11 protein-coding genes are annotated in these 14,804 nt (G+C 41.1%); 9 read left to right on the plus strand and 2 right to left on the minus strand.

Features of this window, described 5'->3' with window-relative positions; all coding sequences use genetic code 11:
- Window positions 1-18: 18 nt before the first annotated feature.
- From EHW67_RS13580 to EHW67_RS13615, 8 genes are all read left to right on the plus strand, one after another.
- Window positions 19-1,041, plus strand: a complete 1,023-nt coding sequence (locus EHW67_RS13580) for a polysaccharide deacetylase family protein (RefSeq protein ID WP_126162937.1) — start codon at window positions 19-21, stop codon at window positions 1,039-1,041.
- Between the two features lie 216 nt (window positions 1,042-1,257).
- Window positions 1,258-2,148, plus strand: coding sequence for a bile acid:sodium symporter family protein (locus tag EHW67_RS13585; RefSeq protein ID WP_126162938.1), 891 nt, complete (start codon window positions 1,258-1,260; stop codon window positions 2,146-2,148).
- Window positions 2,149-2,163: 15 nt separating this feature from the next.
- Window positions 2,164-3,444, plus strand: a complete 1,281-nt coding sequence (locus EHW67_RS13590; protein ID WP_126162939.1) for a sugar MFS transporter — start codon at window positions 2,164-2,166, stop codon at window positions 3,442-3,444.
- Between the two features lie 11 nt (window positions 3,445-3,455).
- Entirely contained in the window at window positions 3,456-4,409 is a 954-nt protein-coding gene (locus tag EHW67_RS13595) for an alpha/beta hydrolase (protein ID WP_126162940.1), read from the plus strand.
- An 81-nt stretch (window positions 4,410-4,490) separates the two neighbouring features.
- Window positions 4,491-5,570, plus strand: a complete 1,080-nt coding sequence (locus EHW67_RS13600) for a sialidase family protein (protein ID WP_202911984.1) — start codon at window positions 4,491-4,493, stop codon at window positions 5,568-5,570.
- Window positions 5,571-5,575: 5 nt separating this feature from the next.
- Window positions 5,576-6,979, plus strand: coding sequence for a neutral/alkaline non-lysosomal ceramidase N-terminal domain-containing protein (locus EHW67_RS13605; protein ID WP_126162942.1), 1,404 nt, complete (start codon window positions 5,576-5,578; stop codon window positions 6,977-6,979).
- A gap of 11 nt (window positions 6,980-6,990) precedes the next feature.
- Window positions 6,991-8,556 carry a hypothetical protein gene (locus tag EHW67_RS13610; protein WP_126162943.1) on the plus strand — a complete coding sequence of 522 codons (1,566 nt, stop codon included), beginning with the start codon at window positions 6,991-6,993 and terminating at the stop codon, window positions 8,554-8,556.
- Between the two features lie 238 nt (window positions 8,557-8,794).
- On the plus strand, window positions 8,795-10,174 hold the full coding sequence (locus EHW67_RS13615; RefSeq protein WP_126162944.1) for an exonuclease domain-containing protein: 1,380 nt from the start codon (window positions 8,795-8,797) through the stop codon (window positions 10,172-10,174).
- A gap of 242 nt (window positions 10,175-10,416) precedes the next feature.
- On the opposite strand, the gene EHW67_RS13620 is transcribed toward EHW67_RS13615, so the two are convergent.
- Both EHW67_RS13620 and EHW67_RS13625 read right to left on the minus strand, forming a co-directional pair.
- Window positions 10,417-11,826: an MBL fold metallo-hydrolase gene (locus tag EHW67_RS13620; RefSeq protein WP_126162945.1), complete on the minus strand. Its 1,410-nt coding sequence runs from the start codon at window positions 11,824-11,826 to the stop codon at window positions 10,417-10,419.
- 227 nt (window positions 11,827-12,053) lie between these two features.
- Window positions 12,054-13,778, minus strand: a complete 1,725-nt coding sequence (locus EHW67_RS13625; RefSeq protein WP_126162946.1) for a SulP family inorganic anion transporter — start codon at window positions 13,776-13,778, stop codon at window positions 12,054-12,056.
- 146 nt (window positions 13,779-13,924) lie between these two features.
- Here EHW67_RS13625 and EHW67_RS13630 point away from each other — a divergent pair, with 146 nt between their 5' ends.
- Window positions 13,925-14,800, plus strand: a complete 876-nt coding sequence (locus EHW67_RS13630; RefSeq protein WP_126162947.1) for a 3-keto-disaccharide hydrolase — start codon at window positions 13,925-13,927, stop codon at window positions 14,798-14,800.
- Window positions 14,801-14,804: the final 4 nt, after the last annotated feature.

Genomic DNA, 14,804 nt, shown 5'->3' on the forward strand with positions numbered 1-14,804 from the left:
CACACAAAAATAATTAATATGAAAAAGTCATTCTTACCAAGCATCAGCTTTTGCCTGCTAGTATTACTTGGAGGCTGCAAGGAAAAGAACAAGGATAAAGCCGATGTAGTTCAAAGCACTACTACACAGCAAGTTGACGAACATACTACAAAGACCTGGGCAGAAAAGCTCGGATGGCCAGAAGGCCAAAAGGTGGTCATGCTGCATGCAGACGATATTGGAATGTGTCCTGAAGCCAACATCGCTGCCAAAGATCAATTGACCAAGGGACATATACAATCTGCCGCGGTAATGATTCCATGTCCCAATGCAGAGGAGTTTATTTCATGGGCCAAGGAACACCCCAATATGGATGTTGGCCTTCACCTAACCCTGACCAGTGAGTGGAAGAAATACAGATGGGGCCCTGTAACCCCAAGTGAGGAAGTACCCGGCCTTATAGATCCAGAAGACAAACTATGGCGAAGTGTTCCAGAAGTAGTACAACACGCCAGCGCGGACGAGGTGGAAAAAGAAATACGGGCCCAAATAGAACAATCTTTAGCTTGGGGCTATAAGCCAGACCATATAGACACCCATATGGGCACCTTATTTGGCCACCCCAATTACGTAAAAGCCTATATAAAGGTTGCTCAGGAATACGGTATCCCGGCTAACATAATAGACTTATCGGATCCGGCCGTATTGGCCGAATTTAGATCCAAGGGATACCCTTTGGACGAATCTGTTGTTGAAATGACCGCAGCCTATACCCTGCCCAAACTGGACTACTTTTCCAGCGCTCCCAAGGCCGACACCTATGAGGAAAAAGTGGAACATTTCAAAACCTTGATCAAATCCTTAAAACCAGGACTTACCGAAATTATTTTCCACCCCTCTGTGGAAACCGATAACTTAAGAAGCATTACCGGATCCTGGCAACAGCGGGTTTGGGAATCTCAGATTTTCTCGGATCCTGAGCTTATAAAATTCTTTGAGGAGGAGGGTATCATTTTTACCAATTGGAAGGAAATCATGGAGAGGTTTCAGCAACATAATTAAAATCACCCTAGACTCCTCTCCATGGCAAAGGGAACCAAGACAATCAATTAAAAAATATTAAAATTTTAAGATAATTTTTAACATATGTAGTAGCCGTAAGCAAAATTTAATGTAAATAAAACAATATATAATAAGGAAATATCCCTACAATAAGTTTTATTTGTTATAGCCCGATATTGGGTGATTGATCATGATTTTCCTTAAAACTTATTTATCATGGATTCTACTGCTGGAATAATTCTTGCCATATCCCTGATCATTATTATGTTCGGGATGGGCCTTTCCCTAACCTTGACCGATTTCAAAAGAGTGGTCACTTATCCAAAGGCTATGATTATAGGCCTAATTTGTCAACTATTACTACTCCCGCTAATTGGATATGTAATTGCTATCACCCTATCCCTCTCGCCTACAACGGCAATAGGAATTATGTTATTGGCCGCCTGTCCAGGAGGACCTACATCCAATATGCTTACCTATATGGCCAAAGGGGATTTGGCGCTATCCGTTTCGCTCACTGCCGTCTCCAGTATGACATCTATTCTAAGCATACCATTTATAGTACAATTTGCCTTGGCAGAATTTTCCAATCAGAATATGGCCATAACAGTAGATGCCCTCACCATGATAAAACAATTATTGGTCATCGTAATTATCCCCGTGGCCATAGGAATGTTCATAAAAGCCAAGTATGAATTTTTCGCCCTAAAAATGGAGAAACCCGTTAAGATTGCCTCGGCTATAATATTTATTTTGGTAATTATAGGGGTAACCATTAGCATTAAGGATGTGTTTTTAAGCTATTTGTCCGAAGCCGGGCTTCCTGCCATTTTACTTAATATAAGTACCATGACCATAGGGTTTATGGCCGCTGTTTTATTTAAGCTAACAAGACCCCAAGCTATTAGTATATCTATAGAAACCGGAATACAAAACGGCACCTTGGCCATTACCTTGGCCACAATAGCCTTGAACAATGCGGAATATTCCATTGTACCCGCCATTTATGGTCTTTTAATGTTTGTTACCGCTACAGTAATCATTTTTGTTAGAAAGCCTTTGGGTGTAAAAGATCAATTAAGCGTGGAAAAAGATTCTCCCCAATAATTAGCCTTACCGAGAATGAGAAAGAATCATCTAATAGTAGCACTTATCTTATTTATTTTCTTTGTCATTTCCTTCCTGACCAACATTCTGGGTCCCTTAATTCCGGATATTATAACCGACTTTGAGGTAAGCCTAACCATGGCGGCCTTATTACCTTTTGCCTTTTTTCTGGCTTACGGTGTTTTTTCCGTTCCTTCAGGCATGGCAGTTGAAACCTATGGTGAAAAAACAGCCATACTATTGGCCTTCTCAATATCCTTTTTAGGGGCCATTTTATTTTCCTTATACCCCAATTTTCCTATAGCTTTAATTTCTCTTTTTTTAATAGGTTCCGGTATGGCCATGTTGCAGGTGGCCATAAATCCACTTCTTAGGGTAGCGGGTGGGGAGGAGCACTTTGCCTTTAATTCAGTTTTGGGACAGTTGGCCTTTGGGTCGGCCTCTTTTTTTAGTCCTATCCTATTTTCATATCTGGTACTAAACTTGGAAGATTATTCTGCTACGGAAAACACCAATCCTATCATAGAGCTATTTCACCATATTGTGCCCCCACAACTGCCATGGGTATCCTTATACTGGATCTTTGCCTTTATCTCCTTACTAATGCTCTTGTTGATTTTTCCCATTAGGCTACCAAAAGTTACGCGCAAAGAAGATGAAAAAACAGGATCTTGGGCCACAAACATAAGCCTCCTAAAAAACAAAAAGGTTATCCTTTATTTTATTGCCCTTTTCGCCTATGTAGGTACGGAACAGGGGGTTGCAAATTGGATGTCAAAATTCCTGTCCGAATACCATGGCTTGGACCCTAGGGTTGAAGGAGCCAAGGCTATATCCCTATTCTGGGGCCTCTTAACAGTTGGATGCATTCTAGGCCTTGTATTATTAAAATTCCTGGATAGTAAATTGGTACTTAAAATTTTCACTGGGGCAGCCATCACAAGTTTAACCGTTGCACTTTTTGGTTCTGCCAAAATGGCTATTTGGGCATTTCCCATGGTTGGTTTCTTTGCCTCTGTGATGTGGTCCATTATTTTTTCATTGGCCTTAAACTCCGTTCAGGAAAACCACGGAGCCCTCTCCGGAATCCTCTGTTCCGGTATAGTTGGAGGGGCTATTGTTCCCTTAATTGTTGGTGCCATTGGCGACTTGGCAGGGCTAAAAGGAGGGATGATTTTTTTGTACCTGACCTTAGGATTTATCTTCAGCATCGGTTTTTGGGCCAAGCCATTGGTGAACAACAAAACAGTTACGTTTAAAGAATTATTGGGACGGGGAAAACCAACAGAAACATAAATAAACCAGCTATGAGAGCCTTTCTATATTTATGGGTAATTTTATTGTTTGTCGGCTGCAAGGCCAAACAGTATGATGTATCCATACCTCCCAAAGGCTATTCCAGCAATACTACACTAAAAATTGCCTATGCCACTGGCTCATTAAAACTCATTGAAAATGACTATCCCCTGCCAGCAAACATAACAGAACACAAGGACCTGGTATATAAATCGGTTGATAGTCTTGCACTAAAATTGAGTTTATATCATTCCAAGGACATTAAAAAAAATGCACCCTTACTGATTTTTGTTCACGGTGGAGCATGGAAAAAAGGAAAAAAAGAAGACTATTGGCACTATCTGATCAGTTATGCCCAAAAAGGGTATATTACGGCTACAGTCCAATACAGGTTAAGCGGGCAGGCCAAATACCCCGCCCAGCTACAAGATGTGGACGATGCTATTGTTTATCTGAAACAGCAGGCATCCAAATACCATATCAACAAGCATAAGATTGCCTTGATCGGCGGTTCTGCAGGTGCACATTTGGTCATGATGAGTGCCTATACCAACAGTCATAAGATCCTGAACAACAACCAAGAATCGGCTCAGGTGCAGGCAGTGGTCAATATCTACGGGCCTTCTGACCTTACTACAGAAAAAGCTATTAATGACGCCTCTGTAAAATCACTGTTCGGAAAAACCTATACGGAAGCGCCTGACTTGTACAAAAACGCCTCCCCCATATTCCAAGTTTCGGAAAAAGCCCCTCCCACCCTTAGCTTTCACGGCACTTTGGACGAACTCGTACCTGTAGAGCAGTCGGATAGGCTACATCAAAAGCTAATGGACATAGGGGTGCCTACCCAATACCATAAACTAAAAGGGTGGCCACATACTATGGACATAGCTGTTAAAGTAAATGAATACTGTCAGTTTCACATGGACCGGTTTTTTGAAAAATATATTCCCAAAACCCCATAAAACCTATGGTTGACTTATACTTAATAAATAAGATTACAAGAAAATAAAACCGTAATAAAAAAAATATTTAAACCAAAACTTATGAAGTCATTGCTATTATTTTGTTCCCTGATCATCGTATCTTGTAAAGGAAAAATGGAGAATTTACCCGAAGTAATTCCCCTGGAACATCCGGCCATTCTGGAACAGGAATTTATCTATGAATTAGAGGACGCCCTTACTCCGGAATGCCATGCCTCTACAGTGGAGGTTAGCAATGGGGTTGTCATTGCTTCCTGGTTTGGTGGAACAGAGGAAAAAAATGACGATGTGGGCATTTGGGTAGCACGAAAAACAGCTGGTTCCTGGTCTACTCCCACCGAGGTGGCCAATGGAGTACAAAAAGATGGAACGCGCTACCCAAGTTGGAACCCCGTACTATTTAAACCAAAAGACGGACCATTATTTTTATTTTACAAGGTAGGCCCCAATCCACAGGAGTGGTGGGGATTGTACATGACCTCCACCGATGATGGTAAAACATGGTCCGACCCGGTAGAACTACCTGATGGTATTCTTGGCCCTATCAAGAATCAACCTATACAATTGGCCAATGGGGAAATAATTTCTCCTTCCAGTACCGAAGACGATACGGACGGATGGAGAATTCACCTGGAGTTTAGTTCGGACAATGGAAAAACGTGGTCTAAATCTGCCGCACTTAACGACGGCAAGGAATTTGGCGCCATACAACCGGTGGTCTTAAACTATGGAAACGGAAAATTACAGCTATTGAGCCGGACCGAGAATGAAGTGATCTCCGAGAACTGGTCTGCGGATTACGGCAAGACATGGAGTGCTATGCAGGCCATCTCCCTTCCCAACCCAAATTCTGGTATAGACGGGGTATCCTTGCAAGATGGAAGACAATTATTGGTCTATAATCCCACAGGAAAAAATTGGGGAGATAGGGTGCCATTAAGCCTTGCCTTGTCCAATGATGGCAAAAACTGGAAAAGGGTATTGGACTTGGAGCCTTTGAGGGAAAATACCGACAAGAAAGGGGAGGAGTACTCCTACCCTACTATGATACAAGCGGCAGATGGGAAGGTACACATAGTTTATACCTGGAATAGGAAAACAGTTAAATATATTGTTTTGGATCCACAAAAACTCAACTGATAATAATGAAAGGTAGATGGTTAAAAATATTTCTTAAAACGCTAGGAGGGCTTATTGTTCTCCTAGTCTTATTGTTCTATTTTGCAACCACCCCTATAGATACCACTCCCTATTTTGAAACCCAATACTATAGGAATACCATTCAAAATATTAATGAAGCCGTTAAAAATAGGACAGAGGTCCAAGGATCTTTGTTTGCCGGTTTTGCCAAAACAAACATCACGCCACAAGTAACCAATAGTGTTGCAGATCCCAATCAGGACCTGTTCACCAATATTAAATTGGCAGGATATGGCGATGGAAAAATTGCAACTGGCGTTCATGACTCTATCTATGCAAAAGCCATCGCACTCAGTATTAACAACGAGTCCGTTGTTTTGATCAGCGCGGATCTAGTAGCCATACCGGAGGAAATTGTTCTGAATGTTGAAAAAAGATTAAAGGGCAAAATATCGCGTAATCAACTCTATTTTGGCGCCACCCACACCCACGCCAGTATTGGGAATTGCATGCCAGGGTACGTAGGCAAAAGTTTTGGCGGGGAATACCAAGCAGCCGTAGTGGAGTGGCTGGGTAAAAAAATTTCCGATCTTATTTTAAAGGCCTTGGCAGATAGGCAACCTGCACAATTGTCATCGGGTTACATTAAGGTCCCCAATTTAGTACGCAATAGGATTATTGGAGAAACTGGCAGACTCAATGACAAACTGGATCTTTTATCCATTGTTCAGGAGAACGGGAAAAAAGCCAGCATTGGAGTCTTTTCTGCCCATGCCACGGTTATTGGTCCTGATAACGATTTGTATAGCGGGGATTACCCCGGCTATTTTCAACGCTATTTGGAAGATAAGGCTGTAGACATTGCCCTGTTCTTCGCCGGTACGGTAGGGAGCCATAGCAATAAAGGTGAGGGCCATAAATTTGACAAGGCCCAATACATTGGGGAAACCCTTGCCGATTCGGCCATTGTTGCATTGAACAAAATGCAGTATTCCTCAAGGGTGCAACTGAGCGCTATATCCTCTGAAATAGAAGTACCAAAATTACAATTCCTGTATATTTCGGACCGTTTGCGATTAGCTCCCTTTTTAGCAAAAAAACTAATGCCACCCATGAACCCGATACAGGTACAGGGGCTAAAACTAAACAACCTCATCTGGCTGGCCCTTCCTTATGAATTAAGTGGGGAATACGGCGTGGATTTAAAAAACGCTTTGGAACTCCAAGGCTACAATTCTGTTCTTAGTAGTTTCAACGGACAATATTTGGGCTATATCACCCCGTCTAAATATTATTATTTTGACACCTACGAAGCCCGATTAATGGGCTGGTACGGTCCCACAATGGGGGATTATTTAATGGAACTCAATTATAAAATGGCCAATGCATTAACCCATTCCAGACTATAACAGACAAGGCTATGAAAACACTAAAAAAAGGGCTAAAAATATTTGGGTCGATATTCCTCATACTACTGTTGGTAGCTGCAACTATTACAGTATATAACTGGCGAGACAGGCATCCCGACTACTCGGTAGATATAAATATAAAAAATAAGACTCCCGGACCTATAAGAGCCGGATTTTCAAAAAAACCCATAACACCTACTATAGTAGATACCTGGAACGACGCGAACGGGAACAACAAGTATAGCAAGGCCGAAGGGGACACCTACAACGACAACAATAACAACGGAAAGTTTGATGCCTTTTGGATAGCGGGAATGAGCAATGCCAAGCCTGCTCAGGGCGTACATGACGATGTTTGGTCCAGGGTTATGGTGATAGATGACGGACAGAGCAGGATTGCCATGATATCAATGGATGCCATAGGTTTTTTACATAGTGACGTTGTTGACATAAGAAAGCGCATCCCAGCTGACTTGGGAATAGACTACACCTTATTATCATCTACCCACACCCATGAAAGCAATGACTTGGTGGGTATTTGGGGCGAAAGCATGTTTAAGTCGGGCGTAAATCCCGACATGATGGAATACGTTAAATCGCAAACCGTGGCTGCCATAACGGAAGCAACACAAAATTTACGTCCTGCAAAATTGGTTTTTGCCGAGGACCTTTCCGGAGAAGACGCCAAGCTTATAAAGGATACCCGCAAACCCATTGTAAAAGCTACTGGAATACATCTTATGCAGGTGTTGGATGCCGAAAAAAATACTACTCTGGGAACCATCATAAATTGGGCCAACCACCCAGAGACCCTTTGGTCACAAAACTTATTGATCAGTTCTGATTTCCCCCACTATATAAGAGAAGGCATTGAGAAAGGAATTTTTAAGGGAAATGAACAAGTCCACGAAGGTCTTGGCGGTGTGGCCATATATTTTTCAGGAGCCATTGGTGGACTAATGGCCCCACATCCTTCCTTACCCATCCCCGACCCCTTTACCGAGGAAGAATATCTAGAACCTACATTTAAAAAAACCAAGGCATTGGGCGATCAAATTGCTATAATGTCCCTCTCCGCTCTCAAAAAAGCTAGTGATACCTTGACCCGTTCCAATTTATCCTTAAGAGCTAAAACAATATTGGCTCCATTGGACAATACTACTTTTAAAATTGCCAGTGCTATTGGATTGATCAATATAGGGATGCCCCAATATTTTAAATCCCGGACCGAAGTGGGGGCCATACGCATTGGGCCCGCCTTATTCCTTAGTATTCCAGGAGAAATATATCCCGAAATTGTATATGGCGGAATTGAAGCCCCAGTAGGCAGGGAATTTAATATAGAACCCTTAGAAGTCCCTCCCCTTCAAGAGTTTATTAAGGACCAATACAAATTTTATTTAGGACTTTCCAATGATGAAATAGGGTATATAATCCCGAAAAGCGAATGGGATACCACCAAACCATACCTATACAACGATGAAAGGGACACCTATGGAGAGCAAAACTCCTTGGGCCCCGATACAGGTCCTATAATCTATAAGTCATTGGTAGAGGTTATACAGGATTTAAACTAGACCTGCTACTGCCAGTTGCGAAGCAACCCAGCATCTACAGGTTTTGTTCTGACCTCAAAATAAAGGGTTCACAATTCCCCTAAAATGCAACTCTTTAGCATTGCACAAATCATCCCGGACATGGTCATCCATTTTACGGACCAAAAAAACTTTATCTTCCAATTACTCCTAAAACACCAAAAAGTTTTGATCTAATTCCCATAACTTTAGGGTCCCATTTTGAATAGGCCCAAATTAAATGTACACCATCATAGACATAGAGACCACCGGAAACGGTATAAAGGGTAATAAGATTACCGAAATTTCTATCTTCAAATTTGACGGACATGAGATTATAGATGAATACACTTCCCTTGTAAATCCTGGCTGTGAGATTCCTTATTTTATAACCGGCCTTACAGGCATAGACAACGATCTGGTACGCAATGCCCCACCATGGGAAGAAATTGCACCACACGTCCTTAAAATGACCCAGGATTCCATATTTGTGGCGCACAGCGTAAATTTTGATTATAACGTCATTAAAAATGAATTTCAGGAACTTGGAATTACTTTTTCACGAAAAAAACTATGTACGGTACGCTTATCCAGAAAACTAATCCCCGGCCTTAATTCATACAGCCTGGGCAAATTGTGCAGCGCTTTGGGAATTCCGCTTACCGATCGGCACAGAGCTAGAGGTGATGCGCATGCTACCGTTTTGCTTTTCCATAAATTGCTTAGAACGGAGGGTGCTGAAAAAGTCTTTAAAACCTTTCTAAACTCACGATCACAAGAGGCCACCTTGCCCCCATCATTGCCGAAAGAGGTTTTTCAAAAACTGCCCAACTCCCCAGGTGTCTATTATTTCAAAGATAAAAAAGGCAACATCCTCTATATAGGAAAGGCCGTGAATATTAAAAAGAGGGTATTGGGGCATTTCTATGACAAAGCCACCAAAGAAATATTACTGTGCAAGGCCACCTATGACATAGACTTTGAATTATCAGGTAACGAACTCATTGCCCTTTTAATGGAATCGGCTGCCATAAAAAAGCACTTCCCCTTCTACAATCAGAGTCAGAAACGAAGTCCACAGGAGTATGCAATTTTTTCCTATGAGGATAGGAAAGGCGTATTGCACCTTGCCTATAACAAATTAAAATTGGCCCCCAACCCCCTAGCTACTTTTAATACCATAACGGATTGTCGCCTATTTTTGGAGGAGCTATGCAAGGAGTACCTACTTTGCCCTAAATTTTGTCATCTTCAAGAAAATACCAAAAGCTGCTCCCATTACAGCCTAAGTAGCTGTGAAGGGATCTGTAACAGCACAGAGTCCACAATGGAGTACAATATGAAAGTAAAAATGGCGATTGAGGGTACGTTGGCAAAGAACCAAAATATCTTGATTAAGGAAAAAGGAAGACATGCGGAGGAAGAAGCTTTTATTTTAATTTGGGACAACCAGTACAAGGGATACGGATATATCCCTAAAAGCGAACAAATCAAAACAGTTGACGATTTAGAGAGCTATCTGCAACTACAAAAAGAAAACTCGGACACAAAGCGAATAATTTCATGGTACCTAAGAAAACATCCACAAAAAGCCATGCAAATACCTTCCCCTACCGGTTAGCGATTACAGCAAGGACCTTTCAACACCAATAAACTTCGGGTTCACTATTTTTTGCCGCTATTCATAAGCAAGAGTACGGCGGTTACCAAACCTACACATACAGCTCCAAATATAGAAATCATTATAATTCCGTTACTCCAGTTCACCAAAGGTAAATATTGCACTAACATAGGCATTCATCTTAAATTTAGAAGGCTAAAATATAGACAAACCAAATTTCAAAATATGATAAATATCATCTCCTATAAAGTAGTTGGGCACACATAGTCTGTTACCTCGTAACCAGACTTTTTTATTTCGGCAAATCCGCCAGCAATATCCACCAAATTATGAATCCCCCTACTTTTAAGAATAGAAGCTGCTATAACAGATCTATAACCACCAGCACAGTGAACATAAAAAGTCTTTTCCTTTGGGAATTGGGCCATATAATCATTTAAAAAATCCAATGGTGTATTCTCTGCATTCACTAGGTGCTCAGAAACATACTCGGATTCTTTCCTAACATCAAAAACAGGAATATCCTTATTTGAAATTACATTTTTTAAATCCTTGGCATGCACAGAGCTAAGCGTGTCATACTCCTTACCGGAATCTTTCCAAGCCTTAAAACTACCTTTTAAATATCCAACGGCAGCATCAAAGCCAACCCTTGAGAGTCTTATTATGGTCTCTTCCTCCCTGCCTTCTGGAGTAACCAGTAAAATAGGCTGTTTGGTATCGGCGATAAGAGCTCCTACCCAAGGTGCAAAACTCCCGTCCAAACCAATGAAAATAGACCTAGGTACAAAGCCTTTAACAAAATCGTTCTGATGCCTCACATCCAGGATCACAGCGTCCGTGGCATTGGCAGCTTCCTCAAAATCATCAGGACTCATAGCCGTAGTTCCCCTTTCCAAGACATCAGCAATATCCTCATAGCCTTCCTTGTTCATCTTAACATTCAGAGGAAAATATTTTGGAGGCGGCAATAACCCTTCTGTCACCTCTTTAATAAACTCTTCTTTTGTCATATCGGCCCGTAGGGCATAATTCATTTTCTTCTGGTTGCCCAAGCTGTCCACTGTTTCCTTCATCATATTCTTTCCACAGGCCGAGCCCGCACCATGGGCAGGGTATACAACTACGTGGTTGGCCAAAGGCATTATTTTGTTTCTAAGGCTATCATACAAAAGTCCAGCTAAGTCCTCTTGGGTCATACTTGCCGCTTTTTGAGCCAAATCTGGCCTACCTACATCGCCCAAGAACAAGGTGTCTCCGGAAAATATCGCATAATCTTCGCCTTTTTCATCCCGTAGCAAATAAGTAGTACTTTCCATAGTATGCCCTGGGGTATGCAAGGCCTTAATGGTAATATCCCCTAGACTAAATTCTTGACCATCCTCTGCTATTATAGCATCAAAAGAGGGATTGGCATTGGGACCGTACACAATGGGAGCCCCTGTTTCTTTGGACAAGGTAAGGTGACCACTTACAAAATCTGCGTGAAAGTGGGTCTCAAAAATATACTTAATACTGGCGTTATCGGCTTTGGCCCTTTTTAAATAGGGTTCCACCTCTCTCAAAGGATCAATAATAGCTACCTCTCCCTTACTTTCAATATAATATGCGCCCTGCGCCAAACATCCTGTATATATCTGCTCTATTTTCATCTTTACTTTTCTATTTTATTTAGCGTAAACCACGATTGTCAAAAACGCCAGGCCCACACATAATCCAAACCTTAATCAAACTTAAAATTACTGAATTTCAGTTACTTACTCAAAACCAGCACCTAATTCACAAAGTACACAACCATCCTTTATTAGGGTACTTAAAAACTATTTAAATATAAATTGTCTTACAAAGGTAGATAATCCAACACTTAAGTTTTGTAACATTAGTTGCTCAGATTTTGATGCGCTATCTTTTCCCTTAGAACAGGGATTTTATCAGGGTCTTCATAATGTGCTACCGCTTCCTTTATTTTGACAAAGAGATACTTCTTGTCCAAACAATTAACAATTCCACTTTCAAAAATAATATCCCTAGTAGGACCAATAGCCCCGGCAATATAAAACTGAATATTTCTTTGATGAATCTCCTCAATAACCTTAATAAGCATGGAAGAAGCCGTGGAATCTATGTAGTTGATTGCCTCTGCATTCAATATTACCGCTTTTAATCCAGGCCCCTTAGCTTCAATATACCTAAAGAGTTGACTTTTAAAATAGGACGAGTTCCCAAAATACAGTTGTGAATCAAATCTAACAATCAAAAGGTCTGGACGTACCTCCACCTCATCGCCAAAGCGATAGATATTTTTATAGTAATCTGACCCCTTGATATTTCCCAAAATGGCAAAATGAGGCTTAGAAGTCCTATACACCATTACCAATAAAGACATTAGGACCCCTAGCATAATCCCTTCCACAATTCCCATTGAAAGGGTAAAAAGAAAGGTAATCATGAGTACCGCAAATTCATCTTTTCTTTGATTCCATAAACTTTTGGGATAGGACAGGTCTATCAAACCAAAAACCGACACCATAATTATAGAAGCTAAAGCAGCTTTGGGCAAATTGTAAAAGAGTGGAGTTAAAAACAATAGGGTCAATACCACCATCACTACACTTACCATTGAAGCCACAGTTGTTTTTGCCCCCGCTTCATAATTTATTGCCGATCTGGAAAAACTAGATGTAACCGGGTAAGCCTGAAAAAAGGAACCTATCATATTGGAAAGCCCCAAAGCTACCAGCTCTTGGTTTGGACTAATGGTTTCCACTTTGTTCTTATCCTCAAAGGCCCTACCTATAGAAATGGCTTCCAAATACCCTACAAATGCAAGCGTTAAAGCTATGGGCCAGATGTCTTTAAAATTTTTAAAACTAAATTTATGCCAATTAAACGATGGTAAGCCTGCTGGCACCTCCCCTACCACATGCACTCCATAGCTTTCCAAATTAAAAAAATAAACAACCAATGTACTTAAAACCACTACCAATAAAATGGCCGGAAACCTTTTAAACCAGTTTTTAAAAGAAATAATGACCAATATTCCTACAATTCCTATCGCAAAATCATAAAAATTGGTTTCCTTAATATGGTGCAGGGCATTGATTACAAGCTCATGAAATTTATTGCTATTCTCTATATTGGTTCCCAACAAGTGTTTGAGCTGACTAAAGATAATAATCACCGCAGCTGCCGAGGTAAATCCGCTTATTACCGGCCTTGACATGAAGTTAACCAGAAAGCCCATGCGAAAAATTCCCATAAAAAATTGAAACGCCCCTACCATGAATGATAGGAACAGGGCCATTAAAATATAATTCTCCAATCCCGTAATGACCAAAGTTCCCAGTCCGGCTGCCACCAAAAGCGAATCCATCGCTACCGGTCCAACGGCTATTTGTCTGGAGGTCCCCAAAAAAGCGTAAATTATTACAGGAAACAAAGCGGCATATAAACCGTAGACCGGAGGCAGACCGGCTATCATGGCATAAGCCATTCCCTGAGGAATTAGTATTATCCCCACGGTCATACCAGCCGCCAAATCTTTCCTAAAAAGCTTTTTGTTATATTTTGGAAGCCAATCCAAAAAGGGTAAAAATCTTCTCATCCATCAAATTTACCATTAAATCGCAAATCGCAATGTAACGAAGGTTACCATTTTAAAGCATAAGGTTTAACCTAGCTCAAAACTAAGGGCTAAATCAGGATTAATTATTTTATATTGTACTCCCAAACAACCAATTTACTTTTAGCATGTACAAAATACGTTATATCCTTCCTTGCTTATTATTGTCCGCCATACTTTGCCAATGCAGGTCGGCTAAATCTATCGCCAAAGAAAATAATGATGGCTGGGTATCCATGTTCAATGGCAAGGACATTAAAGACTGGACCACCAAAATCCACCATTACGAGGTAGGCGATAATTATGGTGACACCTTTAGGGTTGAAGATGAAATTATTAAAGTTAGGTATGATCAATACGAAGGCGATTTTAACGAACGCTACGGTCATTTATATTATAACACTCCTTATTCTTATTACCATTTGGTAGTAGAATATCGGTTTGTGGGAGAGTTGCATCCCGGTGCTCCAAGCTATACCATAAAAAATAGCGGGGTTATGTTCCACTCCCAGGATCCCAGGACCATGCCCAAGGAACAGGATTGGCCCATTTCTGTAGAAATGCAGTTCTTGGCCGGACTGGAAGAGGGCAAATCTAGACCTACAGGAAATATGTGTTCTCCAGGCACAGATGTGGTATACAAGGGAAAAATTGACCCTAGGCATTGTATAAATTCTAGCTCCAAAACCTATTTTGGCGACCAATGGGTACGTGCCGAAGCCATAGTATTGGGCGATTCACTAGTTACACATATCGTTAATGGGGAAGAGGTATTGCAATATACCAAGCCTCAAATAGGCGGCGGAGTTGCAAATGGCTACGACCCTGCCATTAAGGTGGACGGTAAATTATTAAAAGAGGGCTTTATCGCCTTACAGGCAGAAGGACAACCTATTGATTTTAGGAAAGTGGAAATAAAAAACCTTAAGGGATGTATGGACCCCAAGGCCAAAAATTACCGCGATTACTATGTAGAACCAGATCCAACAGCTTGCAAGTATTGAGATA

The sequence above is a fragment of the Arenibacter aquaticus genome (assembly GCF_003957295.1).
Classification (GTDB): domain Bacteria; phylum Bacteroidota; class Bacteroidia; order Flavobacteriales; family Flavobacteriaceae; genus Arenibacter; species Arenibacter aquaticus.